The organism is Alphaproteobacteria bacterium (assembly GCA_041396705.1).
Classification (GTDB): Bacteria; Pseudomonadota; Alphaproteobacteria; order CALKHQ01; family CALKHQ01; genus CALKHQ01.
In genome coordinates, this window is sequence record JAWKYB010000027.1 from 1 (window position 1) to 19919 (window position 19919).

At 71.8% G+C, this 19919-nt stretch carries 18 protein-coding genes; 10 read left to right on the forward strand and 8 right to left on the reverse strand.

The genetic code is table 11. The features are described 5' to 3' along the window. The first annotated feature begins 286 nt into the window (after positions 1-286). The gene (locus tag R3F55_25140; protein MEZ5670661.1) at positions 287-829 is read left to right on the forward strand and encodes a M91 family zinc metallopeptidase; all 543 of its coding nucleotides are present in this window, start codon (positions 287-289) and stop codon (positions 827-829) included. A gap of 19 nt (positions 830-848) precedes the next feature. On the opposite strand, the gene R3F55_25145 is transcribed toward R3F55_25140, so the two are convergent. The 6 genes from R3F55_25145 to ftsH are packed head-to-tail and all read right to left on the reverse strand — an operon-like array spanning position 849 to position 7946. Continuing rightward, entirely contained in the window at positions 849-1115 is a 267-nt protein-coding gene (locus R3F55_25145) for an acyl carrier protein (GenBank protein MEZ5670662.1), read from the reverse strand. Then, positions 1112-2308, reverse strand: coding sequence for a dihydrolipoamide acetyltransferase family protein (locus tag R3F55_25150; protein ID MEZ5670663.1), 1197 nt, complete (start codon positions 2306-2308; stop codon positions 1112-1114). The genes R3F55_25145 and R3F55_25150 overlap by 4 nt, the downstream gene beginning before the upstream one ends. Beyond that, positions 2305-3303, reverse strand: a complete 999-nt coding sequence (locus tag R3F55_25155; protein MEZ5670664.1) for an alpha-ketoacid dehydrogenase subunit beta — start codon at positions 3301-3303, stop codon at positions 2305-2307. The genes R3F55_25150 and R3F55_25155 overlap by 4 nt, the downstream gene beginning before the upstream one ends. Further along, a complete protein-coding gene (gene pdhA / locus R3F55_25160) occupies positions 3300-4301 on the reverse strand; it encodes a pyruvate dehydrogenase (acetyl-transferring) E1 component subunit alpha (GenBank protein MEZ5670665.1) in 1002 nt (333 codons plus the stop codon). The genes R3F55_25155 and pdhA overlap by 4 nt, the downstream gene beginning before the upstream one ends. Further along, positions 4298-6067, reverse strand: coding sequence for an acetate--CoA ligase (gene acsA / locus R3F55_25165; protein MEZ5670666.1), 1770 nt, complete (start codon positions 6065-6067; stop codon positions 4298-4300). The genes pdhA and acsA overlap by 4 nt, the downstream gene beginning before the upstream one ends. 19 nt (positions 6068-6086) lie before the next feature. Further along, positions 6087-7946 carry an ATP-dependent zinc metalloprotease FtsH gene (ftsH, locus tag R3F55_25170; GenBank protein MEZ5670667.1) on the reverse strand — a complete coding sequence of 620 codons (1860 nt, stop codon included), beginning with the start codon at positions 7944-7946 and terminating at the stop codon, positions 6087-6089. On the opposite strand from ftsH, the gene R3F55_25175 reads away from it, so the two are divergent. The 6 genes from R3F55_25175 (at position 7930) to R3F55_25200 (ending at position 14520) form a co-directional block, all read left to right on the forward strand. Next, on the forward strand, positions 7930-8196 hold the full coding sequence (locus R3F55_25175) for a hypothetical protein (GenBank protein MEZ5670668.1): 267 nt from the start codon (positions 7930-7932) through the stop codon (positions 8194-8196). The two genes, ftsH and R3F55_25175, sit on opposite strands and share 17 nt — an antisense overlap. A gap of 226 nt (positions 8197-8422) precedes the next feature. Further along, positions 8423-9637, forward strand: a complete 1215-nt coding sequence (locus R3F55_25180) for a KamA family radical SAM protein (GenBank protein ID MEZ5670669.1) — start codon at positions 8423-8425, stop codon at positions 9635-9637. Continuing rightward, a complete protein-coding gene (locus tag R3F55_25185) occupies positions 9622-10626 on the forward strand; it encodes a D-alanine--D-alanine ligase (protein ID MEZ5670670.1) in 1005 nt (334 codons plus the stop codon). The genes R3F55_25180 and R3F55_25185 overlap by 16 nt, the downstream gene beginning before the upstream one ends. 240 nt (positions 10627-10866) lie before the next feature. After that, on the forward strand, positions 10867-11853 hold the full coding sequence (locus R3F55_25190; GenBank protein MEZ5670671.1) for a D-alanine--D-alanine ligase: 987 nt from the start codon (positions 10867-10869) through the stop codon (positions 11851-11853). A 1-nt stretch (position 11854) separates the two neighbouring features. Continuing rightward, positions 11855-14119 carry a GNAT family N-acetyltransferase gene (locus R3F55_25195; GenBank protein MEZ5670672.1) on the forward strand — a complete coding sequence of 755 codons (2265 nt, stop codon included), beginning with the start codon at positions 11855-11857 and terminating at the stop codon, positions 14117-14119. Next, a complete protein-coding gene (locus tag R3F55_25200; GenBank protein ID MEZ5670673.1) occupies positions 14116-14520 on the forward strand; it encodes a hypothetical protein in 405 nt (134 codons plus the stop codon). Before R3F55_25195 ends, R3F55_25200 begins: the two co-directional genes overlap by 4 nt. Before the next feature lie 408 nt (positions 14521-14928). Here R3F55_25200 and R3F55_25205 read toward each other — a convergent pair whose 3' ends face one another. Both R3F55_25205 and R3F55_25210 read right to left on the reverse strand, forming a co-directional pair. Then, a complete protein-coding gene (locus tag R3F55_25205; protein ID MEZ5670674.1) occupies positions 14929-16134 on the reverse strand; it encodes an OpgC domain-containing protein in 1206 nt (401 codons plus the stop codon). 88 nt (positions 16135-16222) lie between these two features. Next, entirely contained in the window at positions 16223-16516 is a 294-nt protein-coding gene (locus tag R3F55_25210) for a hypothetical protein (GenBank protein ID MEZ5670675.1), read from the reverse strand. Between the two features lie 154 nt (positions 16517-16670). On the opposite strand from R3F55_25210, the gene R3F55_25215 reads away from it, so the two are divergent. The 3 genes from R3F55_25215 (at position 16671) to R3F55_25225 (ending at position 19909) form a co-directional block, all read left to right on the forward strand. Further along, positions 16671-17621 carry a DnaJ C-terminal domain-containing protein gene (locus tag R3F55_25215; GenBank protein ID MEZ5670676.1) on the forward strand — a complete coding sequence of 317 codons (951 nt, stop codon included), beginning with the start codon at positions 16671-16673 and terminating at the stop codon, positions 17619-17621. Positions 17622-17624: 3 nt separating this feature from the next. Further along, entirely contained in the window at positions 17625-17951 is a 327-nt protein-coding gene (locus tag R3F55_25220; protein MEZ5670677.1) for a chaperone modulator CbpM, read from the forward strand. Between the two features lie 113 nt (positions 17952-18064). Continuing rightward, entirely contained in the window at positions 18065-19909 is a 1845-nt protein-coding gene (locus R3F55_25225; protein MEZ5670678.1) for an alpha/beta fold hydrolase, read from the forward strand. Positions 19910-19919: the final 10 nt, after the last annotated feature.

Genomic DNA, 19919 nt, shown 5'->3' on the forward strand with positions numbered 1-19919 from the left:
GCGCGTCGCCTGCCGCACCCGGCTGTCCGCGACGGCGACCATGTTCCAGTTCTCCGCCGAGCTCGAGGCTTTCGAGGGCGAGGCCCCGTTCGCCCACCGCCAGTGGACGCTGTCGATCCCGCGCCACCACGTCTGAGCCGCCGCCCGGGCGGCGCGTCGACCGAATCTTAACGGCCCCGGCATCAGACTGCGCGGCATCCCGCCGGGCCGCCCGCCCGGCCGGGACATGGCGACCCTCCCCGCCGCGGCCTTCGCCCGCAGGTAGCAATCGCAAAGGACTGAGCCCATGCCGGCAACCATGCACGACACCGGTTTCGAGCACATCAAGGTGCGCGTCGACACCGACCAGAGCCCGATGTTCCCGACCATGGTCAAGGAGGCGCTGACCACGATCTACAGCAAGCCGGTCGGCAAGAGCCTGCTCGACAAGATCAAGGCCGAGGGCCAGGCCAAGTTCGGCTACAAGGTGTGCATCATGCGCCCGGACATGACCGTGCAGGAGGTCAAGGGCGTGACCATGATCGGCGGCGGCAACCTGGCCAAGCGCGGCAACGAGGACGACGCCTGCAACGGCAACGGCTGCGTCTCGATGGTCAAGTACAACCACAACACCATCAACACGCCCGACGGCGTCCGCCCCAACTTCATCGGGCTTGCCCACGAGCTGGTCCACGCCTGGCACAACCTGAACGGCGTCGCCAAGACCGAGCGGATGGACGAGGAACACTTCACCGTCGGCCTGAACGGCTATGCCAACGTCGCGATCTGCGAGAACTCGATCCGCGCGGAGCACAACGTGCCGCTGCGCGCGTTCTACTCCGACGACTGAGCCGGCGGCGGCCGGCCCGCTATCCGCCCAGCTGCCTGGCGATGAAGGCGACCGCGCCGTCGATGGTGGTCAGCGCGGCGGTGTCGGATTCCGGGATGTCGATGCGCAGGCGCTGGTTCAGCGCGATGGTCAGGTTGAGGAAATCCATCGAATCCAGGTCGGCCTGCTCGCGCAGGTCGACGGCGGGGTCGAGCGCATCGGTGTCGATGTCGGGCGCGATCGTCGCCAGCTCGGCCAGGAATGCGGCGCGGATCCGGTCCGCGGTCATCGGCTGCGGGGTGGTCATAGCGCCTCCGGTTGTTGCAGCAGGCGTTCGATCTCGGCGAGCAGCAGCGCGCCGCGGTGGCCGTCGCTGACCCGGTGGTCGGCGGCCAGCGTCCAGGCCACCACCGGCCGCGGCACCACCGCGTCGTCCACCACCCAGGGCCGGCGCGCGACCTTGCCGACGCCGATCAGCGCCACCTGCGGCGGATAGATCACGCCGTAGAGCAGATCGACGCCGCGGTCGCCCAGGCTGGACAGGGTGGCGGTGCCGTCCGACAGCTCCGACGAGCGCAGCCCGCCGCTGCGGGCGCGCGCCACCAGGTCGCGCATGCCGGCCATCAGGTCGTTGAGGTCGCGGCCGTCGGCGCCGTGGATCGCCGGCGCGATCAGCCCGCCGCCGCGCACCGCGATGGCCAGCCCGAGATGGACGGCGGCGGCCGGCCGGAACGTGCCGTCCTCGTAGGTGCCATTGAACTCCGGGTACTTTTTCAGCGCCAGCGCGGCCGCCTTGACGAACAGCGTGCCCATCAGCAGCCGGTCGGCCGGCTGCCGCTGCGCGTTGGTGGCGGCCAGCCATGCCTCGGCGGCGCCGACCTCGACGCGGTGGCTGAGGTAATAGTGCGGGATCTCGCGCATCGACCGCGCCATCGCGGCGCCGATCGCGCGGCGCATCGCCGCCATGTCCAACCCGCGGCTCGGCGCGGGCGCCGGCTGGGTCGGCGTGGGCGGTGCGGCGGACGCAGCGGCCAGCACGTCGGCGCTGACGACGGCGCCGTCGGGGCCGCTGCCGTGCAGCCGCTCCAGCGCGACGCCGCGCTCCGCCGCCAGCCGGCGCGCGGCCGGCGAGACGCGCAGCCGCCCGCCGCCGGTTTCGGCCGCCACCGGTGCCGGCGCAGCGGCGGCGGGCGCGGCCGCCGGCACCGCTGCGGGTGGCGCTTGCGCCGGCCGGGCGGCCGGCCGCGGCGCCGCGACGGGCGGGGCGCCGCCGTCGATCATCGCCATCGGCGTGCCCACCGGCACGGTCGCGCCGGGCTGCAGCAGTTGCTCGGTCAGCGTGCCGCGCTCGAACACCTCGATCTCGATCGCGCCCTTGTCGGTCTCGACCACCGCGATGATGTCGCCGGGGGCAAGCCGGTCGCCGGGCTGCTTCAGCCACTCGACCAGCGTGCCCGACTCCATGTCGGCGCCCAGCGACGGCATGCAGAACTGGCTCATCGCGGTTCGGTGCGGCCCAGCAGCCGGCGCACCGCCGCGACGATCTTCGGCGCCTGCGGAATCGCGGCATCCTCCAGGTGCTTGGGATAGGGGATCGGCACCTCCTCGCTGCAGACGCGGGCCACCGGTCCGTCCAGCTCCCAGAAAGCGCCTTCGACGATGCGGGCGGTGATCTCCGCTGCCAGGCTGCCGGTGCGCCAGCCCTCGTCGACGATCACCGCGCGGCGCGTCGTCGTCACCGAGCCGAGGATGGTGGCGTCGTCCAGCGGGCGCAGGCTGCGCAGGTCGATCACCTCGGCCTCGATGCCGTCGGCCGCCAGCGTCTCCGCCGCCTCCAGCGTCTTGAACAGCGACCCGCCATAGGTGATCAGGCTGACGTCGCGGCCGGGCCGGCGCACCGCCGCCTTGTCGATGTCGACCGCGCCGGCGTCGGCGGCCAGCATGCCGCTGCGGTTGTACAGGGTGACGTTCTCGAAGATCAGCACCGGGTCGGGGTCGGCCAGCGCGGTGGCCAGCATGCCGCGCGCATCCTCCAGCGTAGCCGGCGCCAGCACGCGGATGCCGGGAATGTGGGCGTACCAGCCCTCCAGGCTGTGCGAATGCTGGGCGGCGAGCTGGCGGCCGGCGCCGGTCGCCATGCGGATCACCAGCGGCACGGCGAACTGACCGCCCGACATGTGGCGCAGGGTGGCGGCGTTGTTGAGGATCTGGTCGAGCGCGAGCAGGCTGAAATTCACCGTCATCAGTTCGACGATCGGCCGCATGCCGCCCAGCGCCGCGCCGATGCCGGCGCCGGTGAAGCCGGATTCCGACAGCGGCGTGTCGCGGATGCGCTCCGGCCCGAACTCGTCGATCAGGCCCTTGCTGACCGCATAGCAGCCGCCGTAGCGGCCGACGTCCTCGCCCATCAGGAACACGCGCGGGTCGCCGGCGATGGCCGCGCGGATCGCCTGCTTCACCGCCTCGCGATAGGTGGTCTCGACCGCCGCGCTCACCGGCCCGCTCCCGCGCCCGCGCCTTCGCCGCCGACATCGCGCAAGAGCTCGGCGACCGGCTCCCAGGTTCCGGCTTCGGCAAAGGCGACCGCGTCGGCAATCTCGGCCGCGATCTCGCGCTCCATCGCGGCGACGTCCGCGTCGTGCAGCAGGCCGGCCTGCTGCAGCCAGCCCTGGAAACGCAGGATCGGCCCGTGCCGCTTCCAGTCCTCGACCTCGGCCTTGTCGCGATAGAGCTGGGCGTCGAACATCGAATGCGCCCGGAAGCGGTAGGTCTTGCATTCCAGGAAATGGGGCGCGCCGGTTTCGCGGATCTGCGCCACCGCGCGGCGGGCGGCGACCTCGACCGCCACCACGTCCATGCCGTCGACGCTGGCCGACGGGATCCTGTAGGCGGCCGCCTTGGCCGCGATGTCGGTCTGGGATTCCGAACGCTCCAGCGCGGTGCCCATGGCGTAGAGGTTGTTCTCGCAGACGAACAGCACCGGCAGCCGCCACAGCGCGGCCAGGTTCATGCTCTCGTGGAACTCGCCCTCGGCGACCGCGCCCTCGCCGAAGAAGCAGGCGGTGACGGCGGTGCGGCCCTGCATCCGGTCGGCCAGACCCAGCCCGACCGCCAGCGGCAGGCCGCCGCCGACGATGGCGTTGCCGCCGTAGAAGCGGGTGGCGGCATCGAAGATGTGCATCGAGCCGCCGCGGCCGCGGCTGCAGCCTTCCTGCTTGCCGTACATCTCGGCCATCACCGGCCCCATCGCGATGCCGCGGGCCAGCGCGTGGCCGTGCTCGCGATAGGTGGCGACGACGGCATCCTCCGGCGCCAGCGCCTGCATCACGCCGACGGCATTGGCCTCCTCGCCGATGTAGAGGTGCAGAAAGCCGCGGATCTTCTCCTGGGTATAGAGCTCGGCGCACTTCTCCTCGAAGTGGCGGATGCGCAGCATCTCGCGCAGCAGGTGCAGCGCGTGGGCGCGGGTCAGGTGCGTCTTGCCGGCGCTCATCGCTCGTCGCTCTCCAGGGTCGAGATGTCGCCCTCGGGCAGGCCGAGCTCGCGCGCCTTCAGCAGCCGGCGCATGATCTTGCCGCTGCGGGTCTTCGGCAGGTTGGCGCGGAAGTCGATCTGCCGCGGCGCCACCGCCGGGCCCAGCGCCTTGCGCGCATGGCCGAGCAGGTCCTTGCGCAGCGCCTCGTCGGGCGCGAAGCCGGGCTTCAGCGCGACGAAGGCCTTGACCATCTCGCCCATGTGTTCGTCCGGGATGCCGATCACCGCGGCCTCGGCCACTGCCGGGTGCTCGACCAGCGCGCTTTCCACCTCGAACGGCCCGATCAGGTGGCCGGCCGACTTGATCACGTCGTCGGCGCGGCCGACGAACCAGTAGTAGCCGTCGGAATCGCGCATCGCCAGGTCGCCGCTGAGGTACCAGCCGTCGGCGAAACACTTGCGGTAGCGTTCGTCCTCGTTCAGGTAGCCGCGGAACATCGACGGCCAGCCGGGCCGCAGCGCCAGTTCGCCCATTGCCATCGGCTTGTCGACCGGGCGCACGTGGCCGCCGTCGCCGCGCTCGACGATCCCGGCCTCGGTGCCGGGCAGCGGCATGCCCATCGAACCGGGCTTGATGTCCATCGCCGCATAGTTGGCGATCATGATGCCGCCGGTCTCGGTCTGCCACCAGTTGTCGTGGAACGGCCGGCCGAACACGCGGTCGCTCCACACCACCGCCTCCGGGTTCAGCGGCTCGCCGACGCTGGACAGGAAGCGCAGCCGGGACAGGTCGAAGCGGCCGACCAGGTCGTCGCCGGCCTTCATCAGCATCCGGATCGCGGTCGGCGCGGTGTACCAGACGGTGACCGCGTGGTCCTGCAGCTGCCGGTACCAGCGCTCGGCGTCGAACTCGCCCTGGTCGACCAGCATGGTCACGCCGTTGGCCAGCGGCGCGATGATGCCGTAGGAGGTGCCGGTGACCCAGCCCGGGTCTGCGGTGCACCAGAAGACGTCGTCGGGATGCAGGTCCAGCGCGGTGCGGCCGGTCGCCTTGTGCATCGCCACCGCGCCGTGCACGTGGATGGCGCCCTTCGGCCGGCCGGTGGTGCCGCTGGTGAAATGCAGCAGCGCCATGTCGTCGGACCCGGTCGCCGCCGTGTCCGCCTGCGGCGACGCGGCGGCCATCAGCGCCGCCAGGCTGGCGGTGCCGGCCGGGGCGGCCTGGGCGTCGACGTCGACCAGCAGCACGTGGGCGAGGCCGGGCAGCGCGGCGCGCCAGGGCGCCACCTTGCGCTGGTAGAACGACGCCGTGGTCACCAGCACGCGGGCGTCGCCGATGGTCATGCGCGACTGCACCGGTTCCGGGCCGAAGGCGGCGAACAGCGGCGAGTAGACGCAGCCGGCCTTCAGCGTGCCGAGCGCGGCGAAATAGAGCTCGGGCACGCGGCCGAGCAGCGAGAACACCCGCTCGCCCGGCGCGACGCCCAGCCCGCGCAGGACATTGGCGAAACGGGCCACGCCGGCGGCGAGATCGGCATAGCTGTAGTCCCGCACCGCGCCGTCGCGCGCGATCCAGCGCAGCGCCAGCCGGTCGCGCCGGTCGGTGGCGAGGTGGCGGTCGACCGCCTCGTGGGCGATGTTGAGGCCGCCGCCCGGCAGGCCGTCCAACTCCGCCCGCACCGCATCCCAGCTGAAGGCGGCGCAGGCCGACGCGTAGTCGGCCAGGTTCGGCGCCACGCCCGGGTGCGCCGGCTTGCGGATGATCCTGACCGCGCTGTCGCCCATCGCCGCCGGTCCCGCGCCGCTAAAGCGCCGTCGCCGCGGCGATCGCCGGGCGGCCGCCGTTGGCCTCGCCGATCGGGGTCGGCAGCTCCTCGCCGGTCAGGGTCTCCTTTTCCAGCAGCCGGGCCGCGGTCTCGTCCAGCATCGCCCGGTTGCGCTCCAGGATCGCGGTGGCGCGGTCGTAGGCGTCCTCGACCAGCTTGCGCACCGCCTCGTCGATGCGCCAGGCCGAGCGCTCGCTGTAGGTGCGGGTCTCCGGCCTGGGGATGCCGACGTCGCCCAGGAACATGGTGCGCTCCTGCGCATAGACCGCCTGGCCGAGCGCCGGGTCCATGCCGTAGCGCATCACCATGCTGCGCGCGATGTCGGTGGCCTTGTCCAGGTCGTCGGCCGCGCCGGTCGACAGCTCGCCGAACTTCAGCATCTCGGCCGCGCGGCCGGCCAGCAGCTTCGCCATCTTGTTTTCCAGCTCGCGCCGGGTCATCAGATAGCGGTCCTCGGTCGGCCGCTGGATGTTGTAGCCGAGCGAGCCGATGCCGCGCGGGATGATCGAGACCTTGTGCACGGTCTCGGTGCCCGGCAGCGCCAGCGTCACCAGCGCGTGGCCGGTCTCGTGATAGGCCACCACCTCGCGCTCGTGCGGGTTCAGCAGCCGGCTCTTCTTCTCCAGCCCGGCGACGATGCGCTCGATCGCGCGGTTGAAGTCGTCCATCGTCACGTCGCGGCCGCGCCGGCGCGTGGCCAGGATCGCCGCCTCGTTGACCAGGTTGGCGAGGTCGGCGCCGCTGAAGCCCGCGGTCAGCGCGGCGAGCTGCTCGATGTTGACGTCGCCGCCCAGCGTCACCTTCTTGATGTGCACCTTCAGGATCTGGATCCGCCCGGTCTTGTCCGGCCGGTCGACCAGGATCTGGCGGTCGAAGCGGCCGGCGCGCAGCAGGGCGGGGTCCAGGATCTCCGGCCGGTTGGTGGCGGCCAGCAGCACCACGCCGGTCGACGGGTCGAAGCCGTCCAGCTCGGCCAGCAGCTGGTTCAGCGTCTGCTCCTTCTCGTCGGCGCCGCCGGAGACCGGGCCGACGCCGCGGGCGCGGCCGAGCGCGTCGAGCTCGTCGATGAAGATGATGCACGGCGCGCTCTTGCGGGCCTGGTCGAACAGGTCGCGCACCCGCGCGGCACCGACGCCGACGAACATCTCGACGAACTCGGAGCCGTTGATCGAGAAGAACGACACCCCGGCCTCGCCGGCGACCGCGCGGGCCAGCAGCGTCTTGCCGGTGCCGGGCGGGCCGACCAGCAGCACGCCCTTGGGAATGCGCGCGCCCAGCCGGCCGTAGCCGCGCGGGTCCTTCAGGAACTGCACCACCTCGCGCAGCTCCTCCTTGGCCTCGTCGACGCCGGCGACGTCGTCGAAGGTGACCTTGATGTCCTTCTCGACCGCGACCTTGGCGCGGCTCTTGCCGATCTGCATGAAGCCGCCCAGGCCCTGGTTCTGGGCGAAGCGGCGGATGAAGAACATCCAGATGCCGACGAATATCAGTGCCGGCAGTACCCAGGACAGGACGGTGCCGATGACGTTGCTTTCGACCACGCCGGTGAACTTGACGTCGTACTGCTCCAGGTCGTTGGCGAAGTCGGGATCGACGCGGACGGTGTAGATGAACTGCTGGCCGTTCGGCAGCGGGCTTCGCAGCTGGCCGCGGATGTTGGTGTCGGCGATGGCGATCTCGGCGATCTGGCCTTCGCGCAGCAGCCGCTGGAACTCGCTGTAGGGAATGGTCTCGACCTGCTGGCTGGCCTGCCAGCACTGTTGCAGCACCAGGATCAGCCCGAGCGCTGCGACGAAGTACCAGAAGTTGACGTGGGTCTTCTTGTCGCTCGGTTCCATCGGCATCGTCGCGCTGGGCCCCCGGTCCCGGTTCGGCACCGCGCCGCGGAAGCGCGCGCATGCCAGCCTTAAATTCAGTCAATTCGACACTGCGCTTGCGGTCGTTGATGCAGATCAACCCCGCCGCCGGATCGCGGGAATCCTGCGCTTTCCGGGCCTGTTGCGCGCGGCCCCGGCGGACCGCGAAAAGGTTCCATCGAAAAACCGCTTTCGGCCCAAAAAATGCCCCTTGCAAAGGCGGTTGAAGTGAACAATCTGGAGGCGACTGCGGCGCGGTGACAGAATCGACGATGGTCGCGCGACGATCGCCCGCAGCGGCATGGATTATCCATATTATGGACGATCTTCAGGCGGCTCCGGCGGAGCCTCCGAGTTGCGGCTCCGCAACGAATCTCTCCCTCTCCCAACCGATCATCGCCAGCCTGCTGAACCCGCCGATCCCGTCCGATCCGGCGCCGATCGTGCCCGTGCTGACCATGCGCCCGGTGCGCCGGACCGAGCCGTTCCCGATCAGTCCCGATAGCCGCGCCTTCCGCCGCCGCCATTTCCCGGAAGCCACCCATGCGGAGTGGAACGACTGGCGCTGGCAGCTGCGCCACCGCATCCGCTCGCTCGCCCAGCTGGAGCGGGTGTTCGCGCTGAGCGCCGACGAGCGCGCGGCGGTGGCGGCCCACAAGGGCTCGCTGCCGGTCGGCATCACGCCCTACTACGCCAGCCTGATGAGCCCGGACGATCCGGCCGAGGCGCTGCGCCGCACCCACATCCCGGTCGGCCAGGAATATCTGCGCACCCCCGGCGAGGCCGACGACCCGCTGGGCGAGGACCACGATTCCGCCGCCCCGGGGCTGGTGCATCGTTATCCCGACCGGGTGCTGTTCCTGTCGACCGGATTCTGCTCGACCTACTGCCGCTACTGCACCCGCTCGCGCATGGTCGGCGAGGCCGGCGGCGACTACCAGTTCTCCACCCGCCAGTGGGAGCAGGCGCTGGCCTATATCGAAGCGCACAGCGAGGTGCGCGACGTGCTGATTTCCGGCGGCGACCCGCTGACCATCGCCGACGAGAAGCTCGACTACCTGCTCGGCCGCCTGCGCGCGATCCGGCATGTCGAGTTCGTCCGCCTCGGCACCAAGGTGCCGACGGTGCTGCCGATGCGGGTGACCCGCGCGCTGGTGCGCGTGCTGCGCAAACACCATCCGCTGTGGATGAGCATCCACGTCACCCATCCGCGCGAGCTGACGCCGGAGGTGACCGAGGCCTATGCGCGGCTGGCCGACGCCGGCATCCCGCTGGGCAGCCAGTCGGTGCTGCTGAAAGGCATCAACGACGACGTCGAGACGATGAAGACGATGATGCACGGGCTGCTGATGCGCCGGGTGAAGCCCTACTACCTCTACCAGTGCGATCCGATCACCGGCTCGGCGCATTTCCGCACGCCGGTGGCCAAGGGCATCGAGATCATCGAGGGCCTGCGCGGCCACACCACCGGCTATGCGGTGCCGCAGTACGTGATCGATGCGCCCGGTGGCGGCGGCAAGATCCCGCTGCTGCCGGACTATATCGTCGGGCGCGACGGCGACGACCTGCTGCTGCGCAATTTCGAGGGCGGCATCTACCGCTATCCCGACCCGGGCGGCACCATCGGTGCGGATCGCGCCGGTGCGGAGGCGGTCCCATGCGCGTCGGCCTGACCTACGACCTGCGCGACGACTATCGCGGCTGCTGCGGCTTTAGCGAGGAACAGCTCGCCGAATTCGATTCGCCGGAAACGATCGCGGCGATCGAGGCGGCGCTCGTCGGTCTCGGCCATGCCGTGGTCCGCATCGGCCATGTCCGCGCCCTGGCGCAGCGGCTGGTCGCCGGCGACCGCTGGGACCTGGTGTTCAACATCGCCGAGGGCGTGCACGGCCGCTCGCGCGAGGCGCAGGTGCCGGCGCTGCTGGAGGCGTTCGGCGTGCCCTACACCTTCTCCGACCCGCTGACCCAGGCGGCGGGGCTGGACAAGGCGGTGGCCAAGCGGCTGGTGCGCGACGCCGGGGTGCCGACGGCGCCGTTCGCGCTGATCGCGGACGACAACGACGCGCGCGCCTGCGCGCTGCCGTACCCGCTGTTCGTCAAGCCGGTCGCCGAGGGCACCGGCAAGGGCTGCACCGCGGCGTCGAAGGTGACGGGCGCGAAGGCGCTGGCCCGCGTCGCCCGTGCGCTGCGCGACCGCTTCGCCCAGCCGGCGATCGCCGAGACCTTCCTGCCGGGGCGCGAGTTCACGGTCGGCATCGTCGGCAATGGCGCGGCCGCCCGCGTGATCGGGGTGCTGGAGATCCTGCTGCGCGAGGGCGCCGAGGCCGAGGTCTACACCTATGAGAACAAGGAGCTGTGCGAGAGCCGCGTGACCTATGCGCTGGCCGACGATGCCGAGGCGCGTGCCGCCGGCGCGTCGGCGCTGGCGGCCTATCGCGCGCTCGACTGCCGCGACGCGGCGCGGATCGACATGCGTTCGGACGCCGCCGGCGTGCCGCAGTTCCTCGAGGTCAACACGCTGCCCGGCATGCACCCGACCCATTCCGACCTGCCGATCCTCGCCGGCCAGGCCGGCATGGCCTACGACGCCCTGATCGCCGCGATCATGGAGGCGGCCGGCACGCGCCTGCGCCTGGCGCCTGCCCGCCGCACCGCCGCGTGACCGCGCCGCCGTCGGCATCGTGCGTCCTTCGAGAGGCCGCCCTCGGGGCGGCTCCTCGGGATGAGGGGCAAAGGGGGACGGCAGCCACCGATCGGGAACGTGCGCGAAGGGTCGACGCTACCGGGTATTCGGGCGTCGCGACCGCACCGAAGCCCTCGTCCTGAGGAGGCGTCCGCAGGACGCCGTCTCGAAGGGCGCAGGGCGCAGGGCGCCCGGTGCCGGCGGCGGCATAGGCGTCCGATGACCGCGAACCGCCCCTACATCCCCGTCATCCACGGCGCCGCGCTCGACCGGCCGGACGAGGCGGACACGCTGGCGACGGCCGAGGCGGTGGCGGCGGCGCTCGAGCGGCTCGGCCGGCGCAGCGCGGTGGTCCGGGTCGACCTCGACCTGGGCGCGCTGCGGCGCCTCGCTGCGCAGCGTCCCGCGGCGGTGTTCAACCTGGTCGAGGCGCTGGACGGCGATTGCGCGCTGGCCCAGCTGGTGCCGTCGGCGCTGGAGCATCTCGGCCTGCCGTTCACCGGCGCCGGCGGCGAGGCGCACCGCCTGACCCTGTCGAAGGTGACGGCCAAGCGGCTGATGGCGGCGGCGGGCCTGCCGACGCCGGCGTGGTCGCGCGACGGCGCCGGCCTGCCGGCTGGTGCGCAGGCGATCGTCAAGTCGGAGACCGAGCACGCCTCGCTCGGCATCGACGCGTACTCGGTGGTGCCGGCGGCGAAGGCAGGCCGCGTCGTCCGCGACCGCGCCGCCCGCCACGGCGGCCGGTTTTTCGCCGAGGCCTTTGTCGACGGCCGCGAGTTCAACCTGTCGCTGCTCGAGGGCGCCGACGGGCCGCGGGTGCTGCCGCCGGCCGAGATCCGCTTCGATGCCTTTCCGCCCGGCCGCCCGCGCATCGTCGACTACGAGGCGAAATGGGCGGCGGGCTCGTTCGCCTACGAGAACACGCCGCGCCGGTTCGACTTCGCCGCGGCGGATGCGGCCTTGCTCGACCGGCTGCGGGCGCTGGCCTGCGACGCCTGGACGCTGTTCGAGGTCGCCGGCTATGCCCGCGTCGACTTCCGGGTCGATGAAGACGGCCGACTGTGGCTGCTGGAGGTCAACGTCAATCCCTGCCTGGCGCCCGACGCCGGCTTCGTCGCCGCGGCGGCGGAATCGGGCCTGGGCTTCGACGCCCTGATCGGCGCCATCGTCGACGCCGCGCTGGGGGCGCACCGGGCCGCGGCCTGAGATGCTGAGAATCCGCAAGATCACCGATGCCCGGGCGCCGGCCAACGCGGCGGCCGTGGACGAGGCCGTCGCCATCGTCCGCGCCCAGTTCCCCGGCATGCCGGCGGACGAGATCGACAAGCTGCCCGACCAGCTTGCCAATCCGTTCCGGCATCGCTTCGTCGCCGCGCTGTTCGTGGCGGAGGACGCGCGCGGCCACGTCAAGGCTGCGGCGCTGCTGCTGCACGACCCGGACCTCGCCTTCGCCTATCTCGACGTGATCACCGTCGCGCCGGGCAGCCGCGCCGGCTCGGGCATCGGCGGCGCGCTGTACGACCGCGTGCGCGACGAGGCGGCGGCGCTGGGCGTCCGCGGGCTCTATTTCGAGTGTCTGCCGGACGATCCGCAGGCCAGCCCGGATCCGGCGGTGCGCCGGCAGAACGTCGCCCGGCTGCGCTTCTACGAGCGCTATGGCGCGCTGCCGATCGTCGGCACCGACTACCAGTTGCCGCTGCAGCCGGGCGACACCGACATGCCGTTCCTGGTGTTCGACGGCCTCGGCCTGCACGGCCTGCCAGACGGGCCGCAGCTGCGTCGCATCGTCCGCGCCATCCTGGAGCGCAAATACGCCCGGCTGTGCCCGCCGGCCTATGTCGAGCGCGTGGTCGGATCGATCCGCGACGGCGGCTTCGGCCTGCGCCCGGCGCGCTATCACAAGGCCGAGGCGGTGGCGCCGCCGCAGACCCGGCCGCGCCAGCCGATTCCGGTCGTCGTCAACAACGGCCATGAAATCCATCACGTCCGCGACCGCGGCTATGTCGAGGCGCCGGTGCGAATCAGCGCCATCCTGGGCGAGCTGTACAAGACCGGCCTGTTCCAGCGCATCGCGCCGCGGCATTTCCCCGACCGCCACCTGCGCGCGGTGCACGACCCGGGGCTGGTCGACTATATCGAGCGCGCCTGCGCCGAGGCGCCGGAGAAGCGCTCGGTCTATCCCTATGTCTTCCCGATCCGCAATCCGGCGCGGCGGCCGAAGGAACGCTCGGTGCTGGCCGGCTATTGGTGCATCGACACCTTCACGCCGCTGAACCGCAACGTCTGGCCGGCCGCGCGCCAGGCGGTCGACTGCGCGCTGACGGCGGCCGACGCGGTGCTGCGCGGCGCGCCGCTGGCCTATGCGCTGGTGCGCCCGCCGGGCCATCATGCGGAGCGGCGCTCGTTCGGCGGCTTCTGCTATTTCTGCAACGGCGCGGTCGCCGCCCACTATCTGTCGGGCTACGGCCGGGTGGCGATGCTCGACATCGACTACCACCACGGCAACGGCCAGCAGGACATCTTCTATCGCCGCGACGACGTGCTGACCGTGTCGATCCACGGCCATCCGTCCTTCGCCTATCCCTATTTCACCGGTTTCCGCAACGAGACCGGGCGCGACAAGGGTGCCGGCTTCAACCTCAACCTGCCGCTGCCGGAGACGATCACGCCGGCGCTCTACCGCGAGGCGCTCGACACCGCGCTGAAGCGGATCGCGCGGTTCCGGCCGGCCTGGCTGGTGGTCTCGCTCGGCCTCGACACCGCCCGCGGCGACCCGACCGGCACCTGGCCCAACCGCGCCGCCGATTTCCATCGCATCGGCGCGATGATCGGCGGCGCCGGCTTGCCGACGGTGGTGGTGCAGGAGGGCGGCTATCGGGTGCGCACGCTGGGGGTGAATGCCCGCCACTTCTTCACCGGCCTGGCCGAGGCGTCGACGCGGGCGCGGCCGGCCGGGACGCCCGTGCAGCAGCGGCCGGCCAAGGCCGACACGCTGACCTGGCGCGAGGCGGTGCGCGCCGACGACGGGCCGCGCGTCCGCGCGCTGGTCGCCGCCACCGGCATGTTCTCGGCCGACGAGGTCGACATCGCCCAGGAACTGGTCGACGAGCGGGTCGCCAAGGGCCGCGCCTCCGGCTACGAGTTCGTGCTGGCCGAGCGCGGCGGCACGCTCGCCGGCTATGCCTGCTACGGCCTGATTCCGGGCTCGGAGGTCAGCCACGACCTCTACTGGATCGCGGTGGCACCGGAATTCCAGGGCACCGGCCTGGGCCGCGCGCTGATGCAGCGCAGCGAGGCGGCGATGCGGCGCATGGGCGCGCACCGCGTCTATGCCGACACCTCGTCGTCGCCGGCCTACGCGCCGACGCGGGCCTTCTACCGCGCCGTCGGCTTCACGCTGGCGGCCGAACTGCCGGACTTCTACCGGCCCGGCGACGGCAAGACGATGTTCGTCAAGGCGCTGGGATCGTGAGCGGCGGCTGGCTCCAGCCGGCGGCGACCAAGGTCGCGCCGCGCCGCGCCGGCGCCAAGGGCCGCGGGGTCTATGCCACCGCGGCGATCGCCGCCGGCGAGGTCATCCTGTGCGACTGCACCATCGAGCTGAGCGAGGCCGACGTGGTCGCGGTGACGCCGACCGCGATCGACAACTACTACTTCGCCCATCCCGCGGGCGACCGGCTGGGCCTGGTGGTGCTCGGCCTGGCCAGCCTGTGCAACCACGCCGACGCGCCGTCGGCGCTGACCCTGACCGAGCGCGACCCGGAGCTCGGCTGGCTGGTCACCCTGGTCGCCGCCCGCGCCATCGCCGCCGGCGAAGAGATCACCCGCCGCTATGCCTGCCCGGTCTGGTTCGAGCCTGCCCGCGAGGCGTGAGCCGGCAGGTTGGATCGACGGCGGTGCGTCCTTGGAGACGGCGTCCTGGCGGACGCCTCCTCAGGATAAGGGTTGCCGGGTTTGCCGTTGGCGTTGCCGGAGACGGGACGCGGGTACCGGTGCGCGGAAAGCGCCCCCCGCGGCGGATGCCGTCCCCGACCATCCTCATGCTGAGGAGCCGCCCGCAGGGCGGCGTCTCGAAGGACGCACTTCAGCCGGTGCCGGTGTCATGCTGGCGGTGACGGCGCCGCGTGGGGGATTGGCAGGGTTGCGTCCTTCGAGACGGCGTCCTTTCGGACGCCTCCTCAGGATGAGGCGTGTTCCTGTGTGCCACGACCGCCGCAAGGGACGAGTCCGTGCCCCGCAGTCGGACCTGCTCCAACCTCCGGATGCCATCCCCGACCTTCCTCATCCTGAGGAGCCGCCCGCAGGGCGGCGTCTCGAAGGACGTACTTCAGCCGGGGCGGCGGCGGGCAGCTGGCCGCGCGCTGCGGCGCGGGCGAGGGTGACCTGTTCCAGTGCGGCCTTGGTCCGCGCGGCCAGCCGCGCCACCGCGTAGATCGCGACGAAGCCGGCGACGGTGGCGACCAGGGTGGTCGCCCAGGTGTTGGCGATCTCGAAGATCAGCACGCCGGCAACCTGGGCGAGGATGGTGCTGGAAACGAACACGATCAGCGACTGCTGGCCGATGCGCTCCAGCCAGACGGCGACCCGGTTGCCGGTGGCGGCCAGCCGCGGGCCGGCCAGGCCGATCACCGCGATCGCCAGCGCCAGGAAGTGCAGGATGCGCAGCGGGCCGAGGAAGGTCTTCGAATCGACCGGCTCCAGCGCGGCATAGATGTCTTCCAGCAGCGGCGTGCCGGTGCGCAGGTCGAAGTTGGCGACCGGTACCGAGACCAGGACGAAGCCGAGCGCGGCCCAGGCCAGCCAGCGCGGCAGGCGCGGCCGCGGCAGCCAGCCGGCGCTCAGCGCCATGCCGATGGTGAACAGGAGCTGCCAGCACAGCGGGTCGAAGAACCAGCCGCGGTCGCTCCACGGCTCCGCCGGCAGGTTGACCCGGCCGATCGCCGCGACCGCGTAGAGGCAGGCAGAGGCCCCGAGCGCCGCCGTCGGGTGCAGCCGCGCCAGCGCCACCAGCGGCGGCACCAGCGCCAGGATCACCACGTACATCGGCAGGATGTCGAACAGGTTGGGCACATAGGTCAGGCTCAGCAGCCCGACCAGGTTGGTCTGCGGGTCGTCGAAGAACGGGCGCAGGTTGAGGAAGTCGACATGGGTGGTGCCGCCGGCTGTGAGGTCGGCGACGGTCAGCAGCGCCGCGATGGCGAAGAACATCATCAGGTGGGCGAGATAGACCTGCCACATCCGCCGCGCGATGCGCAGCGTGCCGATGCCGAAACCGGCGCGGCCGAACGCCGGCACGAAGGCGAAGCCGGCGGCCATTCCGGACACGAACACGAAGACCTCGGTCGCGTCGGAGAAGCCCCAGGCGCCGGGGATGAACTGCTTCCAGTCGTTGCCCGGCGTGTGGGCCAGGAAGATGAACAGGAACGCCAGCCCGCGGAAGATGTCGATCAGGCGGTTGCGGCGGGCGGGCTCATAGGGGTCGGCCATCGTGGCGTCCGGCGGCTGCTGGGATGCGCCGCAGGGTTAGCGCAGGCCGGCGCCGCGCGCCAGTGACGCCGGCGCAACCACCGCGCCTTCAGCCGGCGGCCAGCAGTGCCGCGGCGATCGCGTCCCACTCCGCATCGAGCCCGCCGGTCGCCGCCGGCTTGCCTGCGCGCCGGTACCAGTAGCCGGCATTGCCGAGGTCGCCCTCGATCCGGTGCAGGTGGGCGTGCACCCAGGCGCCGTCGCTGCCGTCCTCGCCCTGGGCGATCTCGTGGGCGCGGTCCCACTCGCCCCTGGCCGCGTGCCACAGCGCGCGCACGCATGGCGCCAGCCCGTCGGGCGCAGCCGCGGCGGTCGTCGAGGCGCGCAGTTCGGCTGCATCCATCGCCGTCATCTCCTCGCGTCGTCGGTCGCGTCCGAACCTAGCGGCGACGTCCGGCGCGGTCCACCGGCAGCGACCTTGCGACACGCGGCCGGGTGGCGCGCCGCGCCGCCTGCGCCTATCTAGGTGCTCGGTGGACCCGCAACGGCAGGGCGGCATGGAGTACAAGGACTATTACAAGGCGCTGGGCGTCGCGGCGGATGCGCCGCTGGACGAGATCAAGCGCGCCTATCGCACGCTGGCCCGCAAGTACCACCCCGACATCAGCAAGGAGCCGGGGGCGGAGGAGCGGTTCAAGGAAATCAGCGAGGCCTATGAGGCGCTGAAGGACCCGGAGAAGCGGGCCGCCTACGACCAGTTGGGCCGCGATTTTCAGGCCGGCCAGCAGTTCCGGCCGCCGCCGGGGTGGGACGCCGGCTTCGAGCATCGCGAGCACTATGCCGAGACCGACACCTCTGAGTTCAGCGACTTCTTCGAGGCGCTGTTCGGACGGGCCCGAGCCGGCAGCCGCGGCCGCGCCGGCACCCAGGGCGGGTTCCAGGCCCGCGGCGGCGACCATCAGGCCCGCGTCCTGATCGACCTGGAGGATGCCTATGGCGGCGCCACCCGCGCGCTGACCTTGCGCGCGGCCGAACTCGGCGAGGACGGCCGGGTGCGGATGAAGGAGCGGACGCTGAACGTGCGCATCCCCAAGGGCGTGCGCGAGGGCCAGCTGATCCGCCTGGCCGGTCAGGGCGATCCGGGCTATGGCGGCGGTCCCCCCGGCGATCTCTATCTCGAGGTCGCGTTCAACCCGCATGCGCGCTATCGGGTCGAAGGCGCCGACGTCTATCTCGACCTGCCGGTGACGCCATGGGAGGCGGCGCTGGGCGCCAAGGTGAAGACGCCGACGCCGTCGGGCGCGGTCGACCTGGCCGTGCCGGCCGGCTCGCGCCAGGGCCGCCGGCTGCGGCTGAAGGGGCGCGGCATTCCCGGCGATCCGCCCGGCGACTTGTTCGTGGTGCTGCAGATCGCGCTGCCGCCCGCCGACAGCGACGCCGCCAGGGCCGCCTATCGTGCGCTGGCCGAGGCGGCTCCGTTCAACCCGCGCAGGCATCTGGAGGTCTGAGCCATGGCTGGCAGGAGCGAAGCCGACGTGCTGACCGGGGCGATCGTCGACGAGCGGACGACGCTGACGCTGGAGCAGGTGACCGTCTACTGCGCCACCGGGCGCGAGACGATCTGCGCGCTGGTGGCCGAGGGCGTGCTGGCGCCGAGCGGTCGCAGCGAGGCGGAATGGCGCTTCGCCGGGCCGACGCTGCGGCGGGCGGCGCGCGCGGTGCGGCTGCAGCGCGACCTCGACATCGCGCCCCACGCCACTGCGCTGGTGCTGGACCTGCTCGACGAGATCGAGGTCTTGCGGGCCAGGCTGCGCGGAATCGGCGGCGCGACCGACTGACGCGCGTCCCGACCGCGCGCCGCGGTTGTGCCGGCCGGGCGCCGTGCCCAGATGCCAGGGCAGGCGGGCGACAACAGGCCGCCCGCCGCAGCAGCGGGGATCGGGCCATGGAAATGCATCGGCGCACACCGTCGGCCGCGCGGCGGCGTCCGCGCCTGAAGGCAGGCACGGCGGCACCGGGCGCGGCCCCGCCGGCGCCCCCTGCCGCCGCACCGTTCGAGCGCGATTCCTATGCGGCCACCGCGCTATCCGATGTCATCGACCGCTCCGTGCGGGCGACCATTGCGCGCTTCACCGCCGGGCTGTCGCCGGCCGCGCTGGCCGAGGCCTATATGGACTGGGCGATCCACCTGGCAACCGCGCCCGGCAAGCGGCTGCAGCTGGCCGAGAAGGCGATGCGCAAGGGCTGGCGCTATGCCAACTACGCCGCCCGGGTGGCGGCGCACGGGCGCTGCGACGACTGCGTCCAGCCGCTGCCGCAGGACCGGCGTTTCGCCGACCCGGCGTGGCAGGCCTTTCCGTTCAACCTGGTCCAGCAGTCGTTCCTGCTGACCCAGCAATGGTGGCACAACGCCACCACCGGCGTGCGCGGCGTCACCGGCCAGCACGAGAACGAGGTGGAGTTCGCCGCCCGCCAGATCCTGGACCTGTTCTCGCCGTCCAACTTCCCGTGGACCAACCCGGTGGTGCTGGAGCGCACCCGCAAGGAAGGCGGCATGAACCTGCTGCGCGGCCTGCAGAACATGGCCGAGGACTGGGAACGCGCGATTGCCGGCCGCGGGCCGGTCGGCACCGACGCGTTCCGGGTCGGGCGCGACGTCGCGGTTTCGCCCGGCAAGGTGGTGTGGCGCAACCGGCTGGTCGAGCTGATCCAATATGCGCCGACGACGGATGCGGTGCGGCCGGAGCCGGTGCTGATCGTGCCCGCCTGGATCATGAAATATTACATCCTCGACCTGTCGCCGGAGAACTCTCTCGTCCGTTATCTGGTCGGCCAGGGCTTCACGGTGTTCATGATCTCGTGGCGCAACCCGGGGCCGGACGACCGCAACCTGGCGATGGCCGACTATCTCGCGCTGGGCATCGGCGAGGCGCTCGACGCGATCGCGGCGATCGTGCCCGGCGCCAAGGTCCACGCCACCGGCTATTGCCTGGGCGGCACGCTGCTTGCGATCGCGGCGGCGGCGATGGCGCGCGACGGCGACGACCGGCTGCGCTCGATCAGCCTGTTCGCGGCGCAGACGGACTTCACCGAGGCCGGCGAGCTGACGCTGTTCATCGACGAAAGCCAGCTCACCTTCCTCGAGGACATGATGTGGGAGCAGGGCTTCCTCGACACCCGCCAGATGGCCGGCGCCTTCCAGATGCTGCGCTCGAACGACCTGGTCTGGTCGCGCATGGTCCACGACTACCTGATGGGCGAGCGCGTGCCGATGACCGACCTGATGGCCTGGAACGCCGACGCCACCCGCATGCCCTATCAGATGCACAGCGAGTATCTGCGTACCCTGTTCCTGCACAACGACCTGGCCGAGGGGCGCTTCCCGGTCGACGGCAAGCCGGTGGCGCTGCCGGACATCGAGCAGGACGTGTTCGCTGTCGGCACCGAATGGGACCACGTTGCGCCGTGGCGCTCGGTGTTCAAGATCCACATGCTGACCGACACCTCGGTCGCCTTCGTGCTGACCAGCGGCGGCCACAATGCCGGCATCGTCTCCGAACCAGGCCATCCGCGCCGGCGCTATCGGGTGCTGGCGCACAAGCACGACAGCCACTATGTCGACCCCGACCGCTGGCTGGAAGAGACGCCGGTGCACCAGGGTTCGTGGTGGCCGGAATGGGTCGCCTGGCTTGGCGCCCGCTCCGGCGCCGCCGTGTCGCCGCCCGCGCTGGGCGCGGCCGCGGCCGGCTATCCGCCGCTGGGCGACGCGCCCGGCAGCTATGTGCTGCAGGATTGATCGGGCACCG

What these genes read in the sequence shown, in the direction of transcription:
- R3F55_25210 (MEZ5670675.1), bottom strand. Translation starts at nt 16,516, where the DNA reads ATGGATGCAGCCGAACTGCGCGCCTCGACGACCGCCGCGGCTGCGCCC.
- R3F55_25220 (MEZ5670677.1), top strand. Translation starts at nt 17,625, where the DNA reads ATGGCTGGCAGGAGCGAAGCCGACGTGCTGACCGGGGCGATCGTCGAC.
- R3F55_25140 (MEZ5670661.1), top strand. Translation starts at nt 287, where the DNA reads ATGCCGGCAACCATGCACGACACCGGTTTCGAGCACATCAAGGTGCGC.
- R3F55_25195 (MEZ5670672.1), top strand. Translation starts at nt 11,855, where the DNA reads ATGCTGAGAATCCGCAAGATCACCGATGCCCGGGCGCCGGCCAACGCG.
- R3F55_25205 (MEZ5670674.1), bottom strand. Translation starts at nt 16,134, where the DNA reads ATGGCCGACCCCTATGAGCCCGCCCGCCGCAACCGCCTGATCGACATC.
- R3F55_25190 (MEZ5670671.1), top strand. Translation starts at nt 10,867, where the DNA reads ATGACCGCGAACCGCCCCTACATCCCCGTCATCCACGGCGCCGCGCTC.
- R3F55_25145 (MEZ5670662.1), bottom strand. Translation starts at nt 1,115, where the DNA reads ATGACCACCCCGCAGCCGATGACCGCGGACCGGATCCGCGCCGCATTC.
- acsA (MEZ5670666.1), bottom strand. Translation starts at nt 6,067, where the DNA reads ATGGGCGACAGCGCGGTCAGGATCATCCGCAAGCCGGCGCACCCGGGC.
- R3F55_25185 (MEZ5670670.1), top strand. Translation starts at nt 9,622, where the DNA reads ATGCGCGTCGGCCTGACCTACGACCTGCGCGACGACTATCGCGGCTGC.
- R3F55_25180 (MEZ5670669.1), top strand. Translation starts at nt 8,423, where the DNA reads ATGCGCCCGGTGCGCCGGACCGAGCCGTTCCCGATCAGTCCCGATAGC.
- pdhA (MEZ5670665.1), bottom strand. Translation starts at nt 4,301, where the DNA reads ATGAGCGCCGGCAAGACGCACCTGACCCGCGCCCACGCGCTGCACCTG.
- R3F55_25215 (MEZ5670676.1), top strand. Translation starts at nt 16,671, where the DNA reads ATGGAGTACAAGGACTATTACAAGGCGCTGGGCGTCGCGGCGGATGCG.
- R3F55_25150 (MEZ5670663.1), bottom strand. Translation starts at nt 2,308, where the DNA reads ATGAGCCAGTTCTGCATGCCGTCGCTGGGCGCCGACATGGAGTCGGGC.
- R3F55_25225 (MEZ5670678.1), top strand. Translation starts at nt 18,065, where the DNA reads ATGCATCGGCGCACACCGTCGGCCGCGCGGCGGCGTCCGCGCCTGAAG.
- ftsH (MEZ5670667.1), bottom strand. Translation starts at nt 7,946, where the DNA reads ATGGAACCGAGCGACAAGAAGACCCACGTCAACTTCTGGTACTTCGTC.